11 protein-coding genes are annotated in these 21,292 nt (G+C 35.8%); 8 read left to right on the forward strand and 3 right to left on the reverse strand.

The window, feature by feature from the left end; translation table 11 throughout:
* The first annotated feature begins 196 nt into the window (after nucleotides 1-196).
* A complete protein-coding gene (locus tag IPI31_02400) occupies nucleotides 197-706 on the forward strand; it encodes a hypothetical protein (GenBank protein ID MBK7566653.1) in 510 nt (169 codons plus the stop codon).
* A gap of 258 nt (nucleotides 707-964) precedes the next feature.
* Here IPI31_02400 and hpt read toward each other — a convergent pair whose 3' ends face one another.
* From hpt to IPI31_02415, 3 genes are all read right to left on the reverse strand, one after another.
* Nucleotides 965-1,489: a hypoxanthine phosphoribosyltransferase gene (gene hpt, locus IPI31_02405; GenBank protein ID MBK7566654.1), complete on the reverse strand. Its 525-nt coding sequence runs from the start codon at nucleotides 1,487-1,489 to the stop codon at nucleotides 965-967.
* Between the two features lie 8 nt (nucleotides 1,490-1,497).
* The gene (locus IPI31_02410; protein MBK7566655.1) at nucleotides 1,498-2,889 is read right to left on the reverse strand and encodes a LysM peptidoglycan-binding domain-containing protein; all 1,392 of its coding nucleotides are present in this window, start codon (nucleotides 2,887-2,889) and stop codon (nucleotides 1,498-1,500) included.
* Nucleotides 2,890-2,978: 89 nt separating this feature from the next.
* On the reverse strand, nucleotides 2,979-3,620 hold the full coding sequence (locus IPI31_02415; GenBank protein ID MBK7566656.1) for a class I SAM-dependent methyltransferase: 642 nt from the start codon (nucleotides 3,618-3,620) through the stop codon (nucleotides 2,979-2,981).
* Between the two features lie 69 nt (nucleotides 3,621-3,689).
* On the opposite strand from IPI31_02415, the gene IPI31_02420 reads away from it, so the two are divergent.
* From IPI31_02420 to IPI31_02450, 7 genes are all read left to right on the forward strand, one after another.
* Nucleotides 3,690-5,288 carry a choice-of-anchor B family protein gene (locus IPI31_02420; protein MBK7566657.1) on the forward strand — a complete coding sequence of 533 codons (1,599 nt, stop codon included), beginning with the start codon at nucleotides 3,690-3,692 and terminating at the stop codon, nucleotides 5,286-5,288.
* Nucleotides 5,289-5,336: 48 nt separating this feature from the next.
* The gene (locus IPI31_02425; GenBank protein ID MBK7566658.1) at nucleotides 5,337-6,365 is read left to right on the forward strand and encodes a PorV/PorQ family protein; all 1,029 of its coding nucleotides are present in this window, start codon (nucleotides 5,337-5,339) and stop codon (nucleotides 6,363-6,365) included.
* Entirely contained in the window at nucleotides 6,366-7,589 is a 1,224-nt protein-coding gene (locus IPI31_02430) for a hypothetical protein (protein MBK7566659.1), read from the forward strand.
* 174 nt (nucleotides 7,590-7,763) lie between these two features.
* Entirely contained in the window at nucleotides 7,764-9,632 is a 1,869-nt protein-coding gene (locus IPI31_02435; protein ID MBK7566660.1) for a hypothetical protein, read from the forward strand.
* Between the two features lie 105 nt (nucleotides 9,633-9,737).
* Nucleotides 9,738-10,526: a response regulator transcription factor gene (locus tag IPI31_02440; protein MBK7566661.1), complete on the forward strand. Its 789-nt coding sequence runs from the start codon at nucleotides 9,738-9,740 to the stop codon at nucleotides 10,524-10,526.
* Between the two features lies 1 nt (nucleotide 10,527).
* Complete coding sequence (locus IPI31_02445; GenBank protein ID MBK7566662.1) at nucleotides 10,528-13,428, forward strand: histidine kinase; 2,901 nt, start codon at nucleotides 10,528-10,530, stop codon at nucleotides 13,426-13,428.
* 146 nt (nucleotides 13,429-13,574) lie between these two features.
* Entirely contained in the window at nucleotides 13,575-21,203 is a 7,629-nt protein-coding gene (locus IPI31_02450; GenBank protein MBK7566663.1) for a PKD domain-containing protein, read from the forward strand.
* Nucleotides 21,204-21,292: the final 89 nt, after the last annotated feature.

Below are 21,292 nucleotides of genomic sequence, written 5' to 3' on the forward strand. Positions count from 1 at the left end.
TGAGTGGTGAGGATGCTTCGAGTTGGGCTTTAAATCGCGATGCACCAAATGAGAAATGAGAAATGAGTAATGAGTAATGAGTTTGATCACAGATAGCCGATTAGTTTAATTTTCTGATTGAAACTTTTGAGAACGGGTTTTTAAACCAATGAATCACGCAGGACGCTTGCTCTGGAGAATAATTTATAATTAATTTATGAGAAAATATTATTTGTTCATAATTATTTTGTGTACATTTTTAAACGGAATGGCAAATTCCAATAAAATAGTAAAAAATGACACTTTAAATTTTGCAGCTAATGTAGATTCGATCGCATTTTATTTAACACTTTCGCCAGAGCGAACCTTAGAAATTAATGTTAAAAATAACTCAAAGGATGTTTTACTAATTGATACGGTTCATTTTTCGATAGGAGTAAGAAAAATTGGAGACTCCATAGTTTCATATTATGCTGACAATAACCCAGTATTAATAAATGCGCATATAGATTTAAATCTCATTTTACTAAAAAGTGGAGATTCCTTGAACTTTTCCTTAAAAATGATGAATGTTAGCAATATGGTAAATTCAAAAAATATCGACTTTACCTTATTTTATATTAGAGAACAGGCTTATAAATTTACTCAAAATAAATATCCTATTATTTTTAAGGTAAGTCCAAATAATGTTAATTATAATCATTTTATCGAATTACATAATTATTGAATGTAAGTAATGCTTAAACTTTTGACCTGATATAAAGTATTCCGATTTTCATTATCAATTTACGACGGGCAAGTGAATTATGAGTAGATTCTCGATAGCCGAATTTGACTTCACATAACTAATGACTCGAGACAATGAGTGAGTGGTGAGTATGGAGTAGTCAGAATGCTCCTAGTTAGCCCATGATTTTTCTCCTGACTAATGACTATTGACTCCTGACTAGTGACAAATTAAAAGTACGCTCTAACTGTACTTGTTTCACGCCCTCACCTTCCAAATCCCATCCAAATTCCTCCCCTTTTCTTCATAATCCAAACCATATCCAACCACAAATACATCGGGAATTTCAAAACCGATGAGGTCGGCTTTAATTAAGTTTGGGCGCAGGATATTTTTTTGTAGTAGAGTGATGGTGGTTACGGAAGCGGGTTCTAATTTTTCTATTTCCTGGTGGAGATGAAAGATGGTTTTTCCGGTATCGATAATATCTTCAACAAAAATGATATGCCTGTTTTTAACATTGTGGTTAATTCCATTAAAGGTTTGAATTTCGCCTGATATAGTACCGGTATAGGATTTTATTCGGGTAAAAATTGTTTCGCAGTTGCCATTAAATATGCGGATAAGATCTGCGGCAAAAATAAAGGCGCCGTTTAAAACTATAATAAAAATTGGATCCTTTTCGGCAAAGTTATTATTGAGCTCTTTACCTAATTGTATTATTCGTTCCTGTATTTTTTCAGAAGAAATGTATGGCTCAAATTGAAGGTCATGTATTTGCAAATTATTTATTATTTATATCCAACGATCAATTTTTGTCCTATGCTGATGGTATTATCTTTTAAACCATTCCATTCCTGAATTTGTGTTACTGTTACTCCATATATTTTTGACAGTCCGTAAAGCGTCTCTTTAGCAGCCACAGTATGAGTTATAGCCACTTTAAGATCATTTACAGAAGGTGTATATAGTTCTTCTTTTTTAATTACTTGTTCGCCCTGTGCTCCGGGTGGAGTATTATTTATTTCTGGTGCAACTATCTCCTCATCAAGATCCATAAACCCATCATTATTTTCATCTACATGCTCCTTTTCAATCGGTACTTTCTCCTTACTCCTCTCTTCTTTTTTCTCCTCGTCCTCCGAAGCTTTAGCTGAGGAGGGCTTCTCCTCTCTCCTCTCTCCTTTCTCCTTTTTTAATTTAACATCATCCTTCCTTTTATCTCTTAAATTAATTTGTTCGCCCACTGCAGGTTCTTCGCCGCTTTGCATTTTATTGTATTTATACAATTGTTCCATACGCACTCCCTCATCTCTGGAAATGGTCCACATGGTTTCACCTTCTTTTACAGTGTGAAATTTGGTATCTCCTTTTTTGCGTTTGGGTTGAAGGTAAAATTTGGTTCCTGGTGTTAACGTTCCACCATTTTCAATATCATTATAATCTTTTAATAAGGATAATTTTTTATGGTGTTTTTCCGCTAGTTTCTCCGGCGAATCTCCGGCTTGAATGGTAACGGTGGGAATGCGATTGAAATAAAAAACATCTTCATTATATCCACCCCAGGTAAAATTCTTCTCTTTTTTTGTTTCTGTATTTTTTACAACAGGATCTTCCTTTTCTTTTACTTCTTTTTCCTCTGTTTTTTTGTTGTGTTTTTTTGCTTCCGCCAACGACATTTTATCTAATGCATGCAGATCATATTCTTCAATCAGATTTATTAAAAGATCGGCATACTTCGGATTTGTTGCATAACCTGCAGCTTTTAATCCCTTTGCCCATCCTTTATAATCATCGGCATCCAATTCAAATAATTCGGCATATCGTGTTTTGGAAGATAAAAACTCAGAATGGTCGCGGTAAGAATCTTCCACATGATCGTATTTTCTGAAACATTCATCCTTTGCATCGTCATCGTAATAAACTTTCTCCCCTTTCCAATCGGTATGGCATTTTATTCCGAAATGGTTATTAGATTTTTTCGCGAGTTCGCTTTGTCCGGCGCCGCTTTCGAGAATTCCCTGCGCCATTGTGATGCTTGCAGGAATTTTATATTCCACCATTTCTGCAACAGCAATGGCCTTGTATTGGTCGATATAATCCAATACCGCCTGACTGGGTTGCCCTGCAGAAAGTGTTATGTAAGTAAGCAGGATAAAAAATGTTGTGCAGACCTTTTTCATACCGTATTTTGAATTGCGGATTATCACAATCAAAATTACCCCTCTAAACGGTTGAGGCTCAACTAATATTATCCGCAATAATATGTTATTTATCCAATTTTTCGGGCAATACTGATGCCATCACGGATAGAAATGATCACATTTTCCACTCTTGGATCCTGCTGAATTTTTTTATTGTAGGAATCAATAGCCAGAGTATCCTTGTCCATATTTTGGGCTATTATCTTTCCACTCCACAAAACATTATCTGCCAAGATCCAACCACCCGGGCGTACTTTTTCAATTACCAGATCAAAATAATTGGCGTAATTATTTTTATCCGCATCTATAAATACCAAGTCGAATTGTTGTGTTAAAGTCGGAATTATTTGTATTGCATTTCCCGTTAAAACTTCTATTTTATCCTCCAATTTTTCCAGGGCGATATATTTTTTAACCATTGGTGTGAGTTCCTCATTGATGTCAAGGGTGATCAGTTTTCCGGCAGATTTTAATCCTTTGGCAAGACATATTGCGCTGTAACCGGTATACGTACCGATCTCCAATATATATTCCGGGTTTATCATCCTCGAAATAAATTCCAGGAATTTCCCCTGCACTTGTCCACTCAACATCTGTGGCATCATAACCTTTACAAATGTTTCTCTATTGAGATCAGCTAAATTTTTTGTTTCAGTCGACGAATGCTCCGTTATGTATTTCTCAATTTCTGCAGGTACGATATTTTCCATTTTATTGTTTTTACATTTTTATTACAAGAATCACAAAATTGTAAAATATTTTTACATAAATTAGCGGTTATGCGGATTTACCTATTGCGAATTTTAACATTTTTATTGATCATATTTGTATTTACCATCCAAATAAATGCGCAGTATAACTTATCTGTTGTTTCAGAAATAGAATATCCTGCAGGTTATGAAATGAGTGGATGCTGGGGATACACCGATGATATAGGTAATGAATATGCCATCATCGGCACCTCAATGGGAACTTCCATTGTAGATATTACTACCCCGGAAACCCCTGAAGAATTATTTTTTATTCCGGGCGTAGAAAGTATTTGGCGTGAAGCAAAAGTGTGGAATCACCACGCATATATATCCACTGAGGGAGCTGACGAAGGAATGTTGATCATCGATCTGAATGATCTGCCACTTTCCATTGATACTTTTTATTTTAAGGGTGACGATACGCATCCATTTTCAACGGCTCATACACTTTTTATTGATGAAAACGGATATTGTTATTTATTTGGATTTGGAACAGCAGGTGGTTATGGAGGTGCTTATATTGTCGACTTGAATCCCGACCCAAAAAATCCGGTATATGTGGGTGCATATACCGAGTCCTATATTCACGATGGATATGTGCGCAACGATACTTTATGGGCAGCAGAAATATATGATGGGAGGTTCGAAGTACTTGACGTTAGTGATAAAACATATATTTATTTGTTAGGTACACAAAATACCGGCGCCTCCGCTACACATAATTGTTGGTTAAGTGATGATGGAAAATATTTATTTACAACAGATGAGATCACTTATGGTTTTATAGAAAGTTATAGTGTGGAAGACGTAACTGATATTGTAAAATTAGATGGAATTAAACATGGCGATCCCGATTCTACCGTTGCCCATAATGTTTATTATTTAAATGGATATCTGGTAACTGCACACTATACCGAAGGAGTAACAATTCACGATGCACATAAACCCGATAATTTAATTGAGGTTGCACATTACGATACCAGCCCATTTGGTCCAAACTCAGGTTATGGTGGTGTTTGGGGAGTTTATCCTTATTTTGAATCAGGAAATATTGTCGCAACCGATCGTATCGGAACTACTTTTATTTTACAACCCAATTATGAACGTGCGTGTTATTTGGAAGGAACGATAACTAATGAGATAACAGGATCAAATATTTACGATGCAACCGTAAATATTATCGCAACTTCAGCCTTTGATAATACAAATGTTTCAGGAAGATATAAAACCGGATATTACGCCAGTGGCATTTATGATATTGAAATCAGTCACCCGGATTGTGATACTAAAATAATTAATTCCATTGAATTAATTCAGGGCGTAACAACTGAATTAAATGAAACTTTGGAATGTGGAAATATCGCTGTTCCCGAAATATTTAAGAATATTGACCTGAATATTTTTTATTCGGCAGAAAATAAAAATATCACGATAAAATATAATTTATATAATGCCGGATCTGCAGAAGTTCTATTAATAAATGCCTCTGGGCAAATTATTAATTCGTTTGCAATTAATGGGTCTGGAGTACAATCCATAAATGGAAATTCCCTTGCACCGGGATGTTATATTCTGCGATTTAATAATGACTCTTTTTCGCAAAACAAAAAAATAATGGTTTATTGATATGCAGTTTTGAGGTATCTGCATATTTTTCATTTCCTTTGTGTTGATATGCGCTTTCCGCTTTTTATTTTTGTTTTGTGCCTGCCATTGTTTGGCAAAGGGCAAATATTGCCGGCCTATGGCGATAGCAGGACAGCAACTACCGGCTGGCAATTTCTAAAAATAGGCCCGGATGCACGTTCTGCGGGACTTAGTGAAAGTTTTATCACCATTGTTGATGATGTTTCTGCGCTTTATTGGAATCCTGCAGGCATAACGAGGCTGGATTCCAACAAACTGCATTTTGCCATTGCCTACACTGATTACGCTGCAAATACAAGTATGAATTTTGGCGGAATAACCTATAGGTTGGGAGATAATACCCTGATTGGAGTCAGTCTTCAATATTTTGATGCGGGTGAGATGGATGTTACCACCGAATTTTTACCCTTTGGCAACGGACAAACTTTTCGAGCTACAGATATTGGAATTGGAATTAGTCTGGCGAGGGAACTTACCGACCAATTCAGTTTCGGAATTACCACAAAATATATTCGCGAAGACCTTGCATCGGTTCATAATCAAAACCTTGTATTTGATTTTGGATTTCAGTATGATGTTGGAATTGCCAACACCCGTTTTGCCGTTGCAATTTCTAATTTCGGATTTAATTCAGAACCAGGCGGTGAAATTCCTGTATTAAATTTAAATGATTCCATCACTGCCGATGCATTTACTGAAATTTCTGTCCCAACTGTTTTTAGATTGGGATTTGCATGGGATGCCATAAAAAATGAAAACCATTTACTTACAACAGCCTTGCAATTAAATCATCCGACCGATAATAATGAAACCTATAGTTTGGGATTAGAATATAGCTGGAAACAATTATTATATGCGCGAAGTGGTTATACTTTTGCTCTTGATGATGCTGCTTATCCAGCCTTTGGGTTTGGTATTTATCTGAAAAGAAGATACGGAACAATTAATTTTGATTACGGTTTTAATTATTTAAATAATTTGGGGATGATAAATAAGATCGGCATTGCATATACTTTACCAAACGGAACAAAAAATAAAGTTTCAGATACACATTAAATGAAAAAAAATATTTTAATATTTATCATTTTATTTTCTTCTGTTTTGTCAGGCAGTTGCGATTTTTTATTTGGCAACCGCGAGGATATTGTTACTGATGAAATTTTTGAAGAAGGTGCAATAGATCCTGACCTAGTGCAAGATGAAGTTGGTTATGTTCCGATATTGCCCTATTGGAATGATTTTAATAACCCAACGGATATTTATTGCGGATATGATGAAATGATCTATGTGATAGATGATAACGGATTAAATATTTTAGATCAAACCGGAACCATTTATCTTACCTATTTTATTCCAGGTGCTACGGACGTTACGCAAGACAGAAGATTACACACCTATGTAGCCGGAAGAGTAGAAATTGATGTAGACAATGATGGTATTTTAGAAGATCTTCCTGCAGTTTATCATCTTATAGGAACTGCATCAGGCAATATTCAGGTAATAGACACACTCATCCATCCCTTTTGTGATGAAAGCAGAAATATCACCGCGTTTCGTGGAGAGGCTGATGAAGAAGTTGAATTTACAGGCTTGGCAACAATAGCTGATAATACTTTATATGTAACCCGAAAAGGTCCTCAAAACGATCTTTCCGGAATTGCCCGTCCTGATAATACTGTTTTGTTTTTTAATGAAAACGGAGAAAATATTGGTTATGCTAATGGATTATCTCCTACAACCGGAAATTTAAGATCTGCCTGGGATATCAGCGCAATTTCCACTTTCGCAGCACCCCCACAAAGTTTATCCGGAATTTCTAATTCACCGGAATTTATGGTAACTCTAAGCAACGAAAATGCTCCATATAAATGTCTTTGGATAACACAAACTTCCGATCCGGAATCCGGAATTTCTTATGGAGAAAATGCATTATTAACTGTATTTGATTTTACAAAAGCAGATAGATTTTTATATCAACCCGATAGATTTATCGATCCGACAGATATTTATATTGCTGCGGATTTTACAGGATATATTTTTGTTGTGGATGCAGGAACAGATTCTTTGTATCAATTTACGCGTAAGGGATATGAAGGTGTAAATCCTCCCGCAAGTTCCACTTCTACAAAACAAATAATAACTTCATTCGGTGGAATTGGCGACGGACCCTTTAATTTTATCGATCCTTCGGGAGTTGCTTATTTAAGAGAAACCGTTTACGTAGTGGATAAAGGGAATAACAGGGTGTGCCGTTATAAGTTGAGCACTGATCTGGAATAATTTTAATTAATTTTCCAAAGTAAAATAATTATTTTGAAATCCTTCATTGTATAATTTCTAATTAAATATCGTTACATTTTTTTTGAAGGCTATGGCATAAAAAATGAATTTGCCTTTGCAGTATTTCACGCAAATTGTATATTTGTTATCAATTCTCCCAATGATCTATTTAGGATGAAAAAATATTCTCTACTTTTTGGTTTTAGTTTATTTATTCTTATAAATAATCTTGCTGCCCAGGTCGCCGGAGATCTTGATACAACTTTTGATTTTGACGGCACTTTAATATTTAACTTCACTGAGGGAGGTAATGGTGCCAGTTCAATGGTTTTACAGCCCGATGGAAAAATTGTTATTGGTGGAGGTGCTATCACAGATGTTTTTACTGATTTTGCCCTGCTGCGGTTTAATATGAATGGATCATTGGATACTACATTTGGTGATATGGGAATTATGGTAACTTCCATAGGGCCATTTAACGATTTCTGCCATAGTCTTGCCCTTCAGGAGGATGGGAAAATTGTTGCTATTGGCCATACTTATCTCAATAGTATCGGTTCAGAAACCATTTGCGCCCTCGCCAGATATCTTCCGGACGGCAGCCCGGATCCGGATTTTGGTGACGATGGTATTATAACAACAGATATTGGCCCTAATGAGCAATTATTACATTCCGCGGCAATTCAAGCGGATGGAAAAATTGTTGCAGCCGGTTATTCAGGCGATATGGGAAATCATGCTTTTGCTGTTTTGCGTTATTTGGAAAATGGTGAATTAGATAATGATTTTAATGATGATGGAATACTGACCTTTGGTTTAGGAGCAGGAACTGCATCTGCAAATGCTATTGTAATTCAACCAGAAAATACGATATTGGTTGGCGGTTTTGCCCATAATGGGACTGATGATGATTTTGTTCTTTTCAGATTAGATACGGCAGGCATTTTTGATATGGATTTTGGCATAGACGGTGTTGTTGTTTCCGATTTTTTTGAGAAATGGAATAGAATTAATGCTATCGCTATTCAACCGGATGGGAAAATAGTAGCTGCGGGATATTCGGGTGAATTTCCTGAATATGATTTTGCAGTTGCCAGATATTATACTGATGGAACAATTGATAGTAGTTTTAATTTCACCGGATTAAGATTGACAGATCTTGGTTCAGGAAACGATATTGCTGAATCTGTGATAATTCAACCCGATGGAAAAATTGTAGCTGCCGGTTCCTTTTTAACAGCTAGTTATCAATATGCATTAATAAGATATACTTCCGACGGACTTTTAGATAATTCATTTAACGATGATGGAATAGTTACAACCAATATCCCTGGTGTTACCAGTGAGCAACTTAATATAGCTGCCTGGCAACCGGATGGCAAAATTATTTGTGCCGGTGGCGGCATGTCCGGTGGAGAGGGATATTTTACCATGGCAAGATATATTGGCAGACTGCAGGAATCCTGCGATTCCATTGATGTTCAACCAATGGATATTGACACAATTGCCGATAGCGATGTTTTCTTTTTTATCGGAGGAGCAGCCGATACTGCCGAATATCAATGGCAAACAAATCTTGGATTAGGATGGACAGATCTTTTTGATGCCGGTCAATATATGGGGGTAAATGATGATACACTTTATGTAATTAATATTAATGAATTAAATAACAATCAATTATTCAGATGTTTAATAAATAATTTAGATTGTAAAGACACATCAGAACATGCAATTTTAACAGTAAATGATCAGATGGGAATTGGAAATATTATTTCAGGTGTAAATTTTATACTATATCCAAATCCTATTACAGAAAACGCCCAACTGGATTACACCTTACTTGAGGAAGAAACTCTTTCCATTTATTTATATAATCGTACCGGAAAATTAATAACTTCATTAATAGAAAATAAAATTTATCAAGCCGGGTCATACAAACAAAAAATAATTATACCTTCCTTTCTGTCAAGTGGCAATTATGATATTTTAATTATTACGAAAAATGACAGGTTACTTATTCCAATCTATTATCAGCACCAATAACAGTTGATTTTTATACGTGGTAACGTAGCCGCTCACTAACTCAAATATTCATTTCACTCAACCCCACATACCCTTTACTCATTGATTGTATGTATTTTTGTTATTATGCGCAAGTTCGTGCAAAATATGAGTGAACAGATCAATGCCCTATTGGTAGATGATGAGCTACCTGCCTGTGAAACATTAAGCTGGCTTTTACAGGAATATTGTCCGGAAGTTCTTGTTACAGGAATGGTACATTCCGCTCAAAGTGCACGCAGTTTTTTAACGCAGTATAAAATAGATGTCATATTTCTGGATATTTCCATGCCGGGTGAAAATGGGTTTGACCTTTTATCTTCCCTACCTATAAATAAATATCAGGTGGTTTTTGTAACAGCCCATAATGATCATGCAGTAAAAGCGTTTCGGGAAGCCGCTGTTGATTATTTATTAAAACCCGTGGATGTAGCAGAATTAAAACAGGCGGTTTCAAAAGTTATGGAGCGACAATCTGTGCAGAATTCAGCTAATCAAACTTATGAAAGGTCGATACAGGAAATATTAAATAAATTCAGTGCTCCAACCAAATTGAATCGTATAGCCATTCCGCATTCTGAAGGAATACATTTTATTCAGGCCAAGGATATTGTTTACATGGAAGCGGATAGTAATTATACCATATTTCATCTGTTGAATGGAGGTAAAATTGTGGCTTCTAAAACCATGTCGGAATTTGAAGCACAGCTCCCTGAAGGATTTTTCCGAATTCATAAATCGTTCCACATCAATTTGAGTCACGTGGTAGAATATATAAAAAAGGATGGCAATAGTGTAATCATGAACGATGGGGTATTATTGCCGGTTTCAAGAAGAAAAATCCAGGAATTAATGCAAGCTTTGCTTATACAATGATATGGCTAAACGATTAATAATTGTTTTTCTTATTTTTTATTCCATCCAGAGTTTTGCTCAAAATTTTTACAGTAAACAGTTCAACTACCTAAATGGACTTCCCACAATGCGCATTTACAATTTATTTTGTGCAGATGATGGTTTTATTTGGATAGGAAGCGAGATAGGGTTGATACGATATGATGGAGTATCTTTCGAGGTATTTAGCACTGAGGATGGCCTTCCGGATACAGAAGTTACACATGTATTTGGTGATAAAGAAAATCGAATATGGGGAATAACATTTAATGGAAAGATCTTTTATTTAAAGGATCACAAAGTGTTTAATGAAAACAATGATCATCTTTTAAACGAATTAAATAATAAATATACATTAGCGAATTATTTGCTTACCGTATCTTCCGAATTGTACCTTTATTCCCCATTCGATCTAGTAAAAATCGACCATGATAAAATAATACCCATACCTTATCAATATGAAGGCGAATGTAATATATCATCCAGATTATATGAAATTGACAATAAGATATATTTTTCTATTCTTTGTGGAAAAGAACGAAAAAGTTTTAACATTGAAAATGATGTTGCAAAGCTCAATGTTGACGACATACCATTTCCTTTTCCATATTCCGTTTCAAATTCCAACGAACATTCTTATTACATAACTAACAAAGGATTAGTTTCAAATAAACTTGGCACCCTTTTTATTCCTGAAAAGTTTAATCCGCTTTTAAGCGAAATAACAAATTTATATGTAGACACGAAAAACGACCTTTGGTATTTCGACCTCAATAAAGGAATACAATATTTTCATAATGGCATGATAACTACTCTGCTTCCCGACTATAAAGTAAATAGTATTGCTCAGGATTTTGAAGGGAACTACTGGATTTCAACTATTTCGAATGGGTTATTTGTATTTTATTCCGATTTTTTTAATAAGCAAGAGATCTTATCAAATGAAGAAGCTAAATTATTGCCGATCAATAGTGTATACATTGATGGTGAGGACAATATCTGGGCGGGAAATTCTTTTGCTAATATATCAGTTATAAAGGGAACAAATATCATTCAAAATTTTGATCTTGTTGAATTAAATAAGTATGCGAGGATTATAGATTTTGATGTTGCAGGGAATTCTTTAATAATAGCTTCTGATGAGGGGCTTTTTGATATTAAAAGAAATGAAATAAATAAACCACCGGTAAGAGTTGGGGGAAGAACTGTTAAATCGTTGTCAGTGCTCAATGAAAATGAATTTGCCGCCGCTTATTCTTATGGAGTTTCTGTTTTCACCCGCAAAAACAATATTTGGCTGGAAAAACAAATTTTTACCAAACGATCATTTAGTGTCCAATATAACAAAGATGCTTTATGGTTCTCTTCAGAAAGTGGAATTATTAATTATAAAGACACATTAAGAAATATTAGTATTCCTGAACTGAAAGATAAACGTATACTTGACCTGGCTTTTTTTGAAAAAAGTGATCTAATACTTATTTCCACTGATGGATACGGCATTTACGCAATTGACGATACTGATTATTCCCTGAAATGGCATGCGGAATCAAAAAATGGCTTAACAACAAATCTAACCCGCCAAATGCAACTGGTTGGAGATACTCTATGGGTGAATTCTCCTGCAGGATTAAACAGATTAAAAATCTGGAGAAACGGATTTCAAAAATTAATACCACTTACTACATCAAATGGATTGCCATCTGATGATGTCAGAGATTTTCATATTAAAAATAATACCCTCGCCATTGCTGGGGATTTTGGTGTATTAAAATGGAATAATTTTATTCAGCAGATTAATTTAGCTGCACCTAAGTTTCATATAACAAATATAATTTCAGATAAAGGGGAATATAATTATGGTGAAAAAATTATTTCCGAATATAAGAAGGGATTTATAAAAATACATTATTCGGCCATTCAATATGCGTCAACCATTCCACTTATAGAATATTCTATTGACAATGGGAACTGGCAAACAGCAGCGGTATCGGTTTTAGAGTTGAGTGGCTTGAGTCCTGGCGCACACCAATTGCAATTCCGTTTATTACAAAACAATTCGCTTCATATTAATAACAACTCCATTAACATTTTTATTGAAGCTCCCTTTTATGCACAAAAATGGTTTGTTCCTGTTTTCATTGTATTTATTGCAATTTTAATTTCTTCCGTTATTATATATCGGATTAACAAAACAAAACAAAAGGCTGTAGTGCAATTAAAATTAAGCGAAGATCTGGCATTTGCAGAACAACAAGCTCTACAATCGATGATGAACCCTCATTTCATTTTTAATGCAGTAAATTCTGTTCAACAATACATTATTCGAAACGATAAAAAAGAGGCGAACAAATATCTCACTCAATTTGCAAGACTCATCAGACTAAACCTGGAAACATCAAAAAATAAGTATATAACATTGGAAGAAGAAATTGAACGATTATCTCTTTATCTCCAGTTTGAAAAGGTGCGTTTTGGCGACAAATTAGAATATTCTATCACTGTAACACCGGAATTAGAGGCTGATAAAATATATATTCCATCCATGATCATTCAGCCATTTGTTGAAAATGCAATATGGCACGGACTCATTCCTAAACCTGAAAACGGACATGTAAATATCAATATTGAAAAACAGGATTCGAATTTAATTATCAAAGTGGTAGATAATGGTGTTGGATATAACAATGGAGAGCAGGAGAAAACCGATTCCATTAAAACAAGTATGGGTACCGAAATAACCAAAAGAAGACTCGAATTACTCGAAAAACAAACGGGCAAGGCTCATTTTTTCATAACAGAGGCTACTGATCCTTATAATGAAAGTGACAAAGGTGTTACCATTGTTATTACAATTCCACTTCACAGTTCTCCAATACAATAGAACAAATTCAAGATTTAATTACTTCCCAATTTTTACCACTTAAACACACATTTCTACCTTTCAATCAATACAAAGGGCTTTTCACACATTTGCAATAAATTCCTTCCCCTAAGTTTTCATATTTGTATCATCTAAATCCAAACTCTATGTTTACTTTACCCCAATTATCAAAGCACCTACTGTTTAGTGCAATTTTATCCATCCTTTGTTTGACCTCATTTGCCCAAATTAGCGGCGATTCTACCGTTTGTTTAGGCACCTCGTCCACTTATACAACAAATCTTACCGGGACTATAACTTGGACAATTGCACCAACAGGGCCAACGCTTAACGCTGTCGGCAATGCAGTTACTATTACTTGGACAGTAGCAGGAACCTATACCCTGACTGCGAATAACGGAACTGGCTCAGAAACATTTATTATAAATGCGTATACAATACCTGAACCTGATATTCAATACACTTTAAACCCTTGCTCCATTAGTGATGGAGCAGGAGGGATTCCAGGTGGCGATATGGTTTGCGATACTTTTTGTGTTGATGAGATCGTGAATTATTTTGTAACAAACACTCCCGGTAGTACCTACATCTGGTCAATATTCGGAGGAACAATAATAAGCGGCCAGGGAACAAATTCGGTAATGGTGCAATGGAACACCGCCGGAGGAACCGGTTTAGGTGAATGCGGGTCCTTATGCCTAGAAGAAACAAATGCTGCCGGATGCAGTAGTAAAATAACTTGTGTGCATGGTATTGCAGCATATCCAAACGGCACTGTTGCAATTGGTTCAACATCAACAATTGTTGCAGGTGTAATAAATGCATGTTTGAATGAAGTTATCACATTTATCAATAATTCAACGGGACCATTTACTTCCTATACATGGGATTTTGGAGATGGTAATTTCACAACAACTCTTGGAGCTACTAATGTAACAAACAGTTATTCCTTACCAGGAACTTATACTGTTATTTTAACTGCAAGTACCGATTGTTGCAGTAACAGCGATACAATTACCGTAGTTGTTGGTGAGCTTCCCGGACCAGATATTTTTTGTATCACTCCGGTATGTTCCAATGAACCCGAAGTGCAATATTGCACAAGTGTAACAGGTTGTACTTATACATGGGTAGTTACCGGTGGAACAATAATTTCCGGCCTGGGAACATCATGTATAACTGTTGATTGGGGCCCTGGTCCGGTTGGAACTATTTCATTGACCGTATCAGGTTGTTCTCCTGCAGTTTGTGCATCAACAACAACAGTTTCAGTACCAATCATGCCTAATGGCAACTTTAATATTTTAGGTCCATTAGTAGTTTGTGTTGGCGCAACAGAAACTTATAATGCACCTTATGTTCCAGGATCACAATACACTTGGACATTAATTGATCCTTCAGCAGTTACAACAATATTACCATATAATACTCCTCCATATATTCAATCAGTTACTTTTAGTATGCCTGGAAATTATACACTTATTTGTAATATGGTGAATGATATTTTAGATTGCGAAGGTGCTGATACCATTATAATAAAAGTACGACCAAACTTCAGCATATTTGGACCAACAAGTGTTTGTGTTAATAATCCGCCAACATTTTTTTCGTCTGCTAATAATTGCAATTGGACAACTACCTCACCGGGCAATTCGCCGCAAACAGGAACCTCAGCAGCTTTTGTATTTAATACAGTTGGAACATTTACTGTAACTGCAAATGCAATTCCCGCTGCTTCTGTTTGTAACAATCCACAGATAATTACAATAGTTGTAAAACCAAATCCAGTTACTCCAATAATTACCGGACCAACAATAGTTTGTCCTCAGGGAACTTATTCCTATTCCACTTCCGGTTATTCACCCGGCGTATCTTATAGTTGGAGTTTTATTGATGTTGCATTTAATGTAGCATCAGGAAATACAAATCCATTCAATTTAACATTACCTACAGGATTTACAAGTGGAACATTAACATTAACTGTAACAGAAAATGGATGTTCAGCAACAACCGTAATTAATTTAAATGCACCGGCAACTCCTGCTCCTGTATTTACGGGAAATCAAACAGTTTGTCCCGATCAAAATGAAATATATACTGCAATTTTAAGTTATCCCGGTTTATCAAATGTAGTATGGACAATTACTCCTCCAAGCGCAGGAACAATATTGAGCGGACAAGGAACTGCAACTCCCACAATTAAATGGCATTCTGTAATTCCGAATGCTTTACAAAATGTTCTGCTTACAGTTACAGAAACAACATGCCTAACATTAACGGGTTCATATTCTTTACCAATAACAATTTATCCGCTTCCGGTAATTAATGCGAGTGCAGCACCATTTTGTCCAGGATCAAATACTATTCTCACTGCAACAGGTGGAACAGGATATTCATGGTTTGATGCTTCTAATAATCCTTTGGGTGGACCAACAGCAACTGTTTTTCTACCGGGAAATTATTATGTAGTTGGAACAGATGCAAATGGTTGCACAGCAAAAGACTATATTAATGTAATAGCATTTTCACAGCCATACACAATTATTTCTCAATCAAATATTGGAATGTGCGATACTAATGGAGTATTACAAAATATTGTAAATTTAGTAGCATTAAATGGTCCGGGAGGATATAGTTTTTTATGGTCGCCGGGAGGTGCTACCACAAGTTCAATAGCTGAAGATTCAGTTGGAACATATTCGGTAACAGTTACTGATAATAATGGTTGTCAAAACACAGTTTACTACAATATAGGATGCCCACCTCCACCTGATACCTGTGAGCTTCCAACAAATTGCCTTTGTGTAAATAATACACCAAGTGCCGTGCAGGGAAATCCAAATTGTAATGTATATAATTTTACGGCAAATTCTACTTGCACCGGCACACCATTTTGGAATTTTGGAGATACAAATCTCGGCTCCGGCAATACTATTTCAAATACTTATGCAATTGCAAGTTATTACACAGTTTGTTATTCAAATTCAGATCCCGGATGTTGTCCACCGGCCCCAGCATGTACAACTATTGTTGTTCCGGTTGCTGCGGATTTTGATGTAAATATTATTTGTAATACTGTTACAGTTTCCGATTATTCAACATTTTTACCAGGGTATGCAATTACGGGACATTTCTGGGATTTTGGTGATGGATTTACCACTACTTCTGCAACTCCGGGACCACATACTTATGCATTGCCCGGCCTATACACAATTACACTAAATGTATTTACTGCAGCCGGATGTCAGGCAATTGCAACAAATAATATTGTTGTGAACGGCCCTTCAATTTCTGCTACAATAGTTCCTACAGGTTGTAATGGTCCTGTTAATTTTAGTGCAATTACATTAGGTGGACCGATAGTAGATTGGAGTTGGGATTTTGGTGATACTTATGGTTCCAATGTTCAAAATCCTCAACACATTTTTAATGCCGCAGGACCTTACATTGTTTCTGTTACAGGAACAGATGCAAATGGATGTACAGTTACTGTTTTTGATACCATTAATATAGTTGCGCCTCCGGGTCCATTTAATTTAATTTATGCCACACCTTCCTGCGGACCAACTTTAATTACAATTCCTGGAGCAGGTTCTTATACTTTATTTCAATGGTATAATAACGGAACATTAATTCCCGGTGCAACTTCTAATTCCTATCTTGCAACTCAGTCAGGAAATTATACTGTTGAGGTAACTGATATAAATGGATGTGTAATTACAAGCAATATTGCACCCATAATAATTAATCCAACACCAATAATTGCATTAACAGCTTCACCTAATCCACTTTGCAGCAACGATCCTGTTACAATTAATTCTAATCTCACTGGATTTTATACATTAAGTTGGGTGGTTGATGGAACTCCTACCTTTGGAGGAAATAGTATTATACTTAATTTTTTATCTCCGGGTATACATATTATAAGTTTAAGCGCAATTGATCTTGCAACAGGTTGCAGCGATTCTGCAGCAATATCAATTCTTGTAAATCCTTCACCAACAGTATTTATTACAAATAGTGACCCAAGTGGAGTTTGTTCCGGCGATTCCATTCAACTTACGGCAAATTCGCCAACTGCAATTAGTTATTTATGGAGCAATGGCGATACATTTAATCCTGTTTATATTAATTCAAGCGGAACGTATAGTGTAACTGTTACCGATGCACTCGGTTGTACTGCCTCTGCTGCTTCCTTGGTAACAATTCATCCATTACCTGACCTTAGTATGTTGCCAATTGGTTGTGATTCTGCATGTATTAATCCTGTGCCGAATATTATTAATGGACCACCAAACATGCTTTCTTATAATTGGCAAATAAATAATGTTACAGTTGCAACAACACAAAATTTAACTTTAAGTCCGTTAAATATGCCGATATATGGAATTCCATATACGGTATCATTAACTGCAACTACAATTAATGGTTGTGTTGATTCGACTCAGTTTGAATACACTCCTCTTGATTGCGATTCAACCGATTGTTTCGATCTGGAAGATACTATTTATTGTAATGAAGACGGTACATTTACCATCGAACTTTTAGTTACAAATAACAATACCGCAACATCAACATATTTATGGCTACACGATATTAATTCGCCATTTAGTTTGTCGCCAACTTATATTGTGCCTTTAACTTTATTACAAGGACAAACATCAGCACCTATATTTATAACAGTTAATTATCCTCCGGGACCACTTCCATCGGAAATTTGTTTCCAGGCATCATTATACAATACAGATTCTTGTTGTCATGATACGTCGTTTTATTGTATTCCTGTTCCTGTTTGCGATCCATGTGAATTTATAAGTGTGCATACAGATTCTACGGATGAATGTTGTAAAACAATTTCCATCACCAATAATTATTCATCTACATATTTTTCAGGAATACAAATAGTTCCTGTAACACCTGGTGCTACTATCGGTTCTGCACAACTCGGATTTACTTATTTAGGAACCTGGTCAGGATCAGGAAATGCATCACAAATGACGTTTACTCCGAATTCCGGATTTATTCCAACCGGAACAATAACATCTCTTGTTGAACTTTGTTTAAATCTCGCACCGGGCACACCTAGTCCGCAAATTGTGGTAATTAATTGGTTGGTGCCAGGAGCAATGGAAGGTGATAGTATTGTTTGTGTTGATACTTTAATATTTTATTGTAATGCTCCTACGGAAAATCCTTGCGGGGAAATTGTAGGAAATATAATTTGTAATGAGGATGGTACATATTCTTATAATTATACATTTACAAATAATAGTCCGCAAACAGTTAGCATGATAGTATTTACAAGCGTAAGTCCATTTGTAAATATTATTCCAAATCCGATATTACCTGCATCACCTGTATTACCTGATAGTTCTTATTCAGGAACCGTAATTATTGATCCAGGAATATATCCACCTGGAACTACCATTTGTTTTGATCTTACTTTAGCTGATTCAACGGGATGGTGTTGTCATACAATGGATAGTATTTGTATAACATTACCGGAATGCGATACATGTGCATGCGGTGAATGGACCACATTTAGTTTCGATTCATTTGATGCAATAAATGGTGACGTGAATTGCGGAGATACAATTGATTTTGAGGTGGGTAACACCATTGTATTTTATGCGGGGGGATATACTTGTATCGGAGATTCTTTATGCACAAGTGTAATTAGTTGGACAATGAATGGACCGGTAACCGGATCGGGAACAGGTTATCCAACATTTAATTTCTCCGTGGCAGGTTCTTATACATTAACACTATATGGTTCATGTAATGGCAACATGTGTGATTCATGTGTAATTTATTTTGAAATTGCAGATGAGGCTTGTGATTGTGGAACCTGGATTCCATTTAATTTAACCGATGAATCAGGTGGTGGAATTGATACTTATGATGTGGAATGTGGTGGAACATATTCCGGAATTGAACCATTCGGATTTATTTCATTTAATACCGGTGGAATTAATTGTATAGGCGATCCTGCAACTTGTGGCGGATCACTTACTTGGAATGTTACTGGTCCGATAACTGCTTCAGGAACCGGATTACCATCCTTTGCAACTACAACTGCAGGAACATATGTATTAACTATTTATGGATATTGCGGAGGTAATTTATGCGATAGTTGTATCATTACTTTTGTGGTGGAAGAAACATGTGAATGTGGAACATTTATTCCATTTAATTTAACCGATGAATCAGGTGGTGGAATTGATACTTATGATGTGGAATGTGGTGGAACATATTCCGGAATTGAACCATTCGGATTTATTTCATTTAATACCGGTGGAATTAATTGTATAGGCGATCCTGCAATTTGCGGCAGTTCTCTTACATGGAATGTAACAGGTCCGATTAGTGCTTCAGGAACCGGATTACCATCCTTTGCAACTACAACTGCTGGAACTTATGTGTTAACCATTTATGGATATTGCGGAGGTAATTTATGTGATAGTTGTATAATTACTTTTGTAGTGGAAGAAACATGTGAATGTGGATCATGGGATTCATTCGGAGCTACTGTTGATGTGCCGGGCGCATTTGATTATTCCATACTTGCAGATTGTGGAGACAGTTTCAACAGCATACCTGTAGGTACGAATATTAATTTTGTTGCAGGTGGATATTTATGTATTGGTGATGCGACAATTTGTGATTCAGAAATTGAATGGAATTTAGCGGGTCCTGTTACAATGTCAGGAACAGGTTTACCAACCTTTACTTTTACAACTCCTGGTGTATATTTCTTAACATTTACAGGTTCTTGTAATGGTACTGAATGCGGAACATGTACAATTAGATTCAGAGTTGTTGAAGCGCCGATCTGTGATTGCGGAACTTGGGAATCTTTCAGTGCAATAGTTGACGTGCCGGGTGTTGCTGATTATTCTATAATTGCAGATTGTGGCAGTATATTTAATGATGTTCCGGTAGGTTCAAATATAAATTTTGTTGGAGGAGGGTATTTATGTATCGGTGATGCAGCAGTTTGTGGTTCAGAAATTGAATGGACTTTATCAGGTCCTGTTACAATGTCAGGAACAGGTTTACCAACCTTTACTTTAACAACTCCGGGTGTTTACTTCTTAACATTTACAGGATCTTGTAATGGTACCGAATGCGGCACATGCACAATTAGATTTGTTGTAGTAGATGCGCCAATTTGTGATTGTGGATCATGGGGATTATTTGATGTGAGCAATGCAACCAAAACAATGCATAATCAGCCATGCGGAACCCAGTATAATTGGAAAATAAATGTTCCAATTACATTAAACGGTGCTTACAGTTGTTTCGGAGAATGTGCTGCAACATATACATGGATAATTAAGAGAAATGGCACTACAATTTTAACCGGAACCGGTCTCCCTGTAACATATACTCCAACTTTAAATGGAAATTATGATGTAATTATTTATCCGGTGTGTGGAGGCGTGGAATGCACACCTTGTACTTTCCGCTTTAAAGTAAAAACAGTGGCTGCACCAAAACTTCATGATAATTCAAATGCTAAACTGTCGATGTTGCTTGCACCTAATCCGGCAAATAATTATGTGCAGGTTGGAATTGAATCTATTTACAGTGAAGGTGGAACGCTTATCATTACAAATGAATTGGGAGTAATTGTAAAATCGGAATTCGTTGAATTATCAGAAGGAACAAATACCTTTGAAATTCAAATTCAAACACTTCCTTCCGGAATATATTTTGTTAAATATTCGGGAAATAGTGAAATTACTGTTGAACGGTTGATCATATCAAGGTAATTAGATGATTTAAAAAGAGGCTATCTCAAAAGGATAGCCTCTTTTTTATTGTACACTACACAAAGAACAGATTTTTCGAAACATTATAA

It is taken from the genome of Bacteroidota bacterium, from assembly GCA_016706865.1.
GTDB lineage: Bacteria > Bacteroidota > Bacteroidia > Chitinophagales > BACL12 > UBA7236.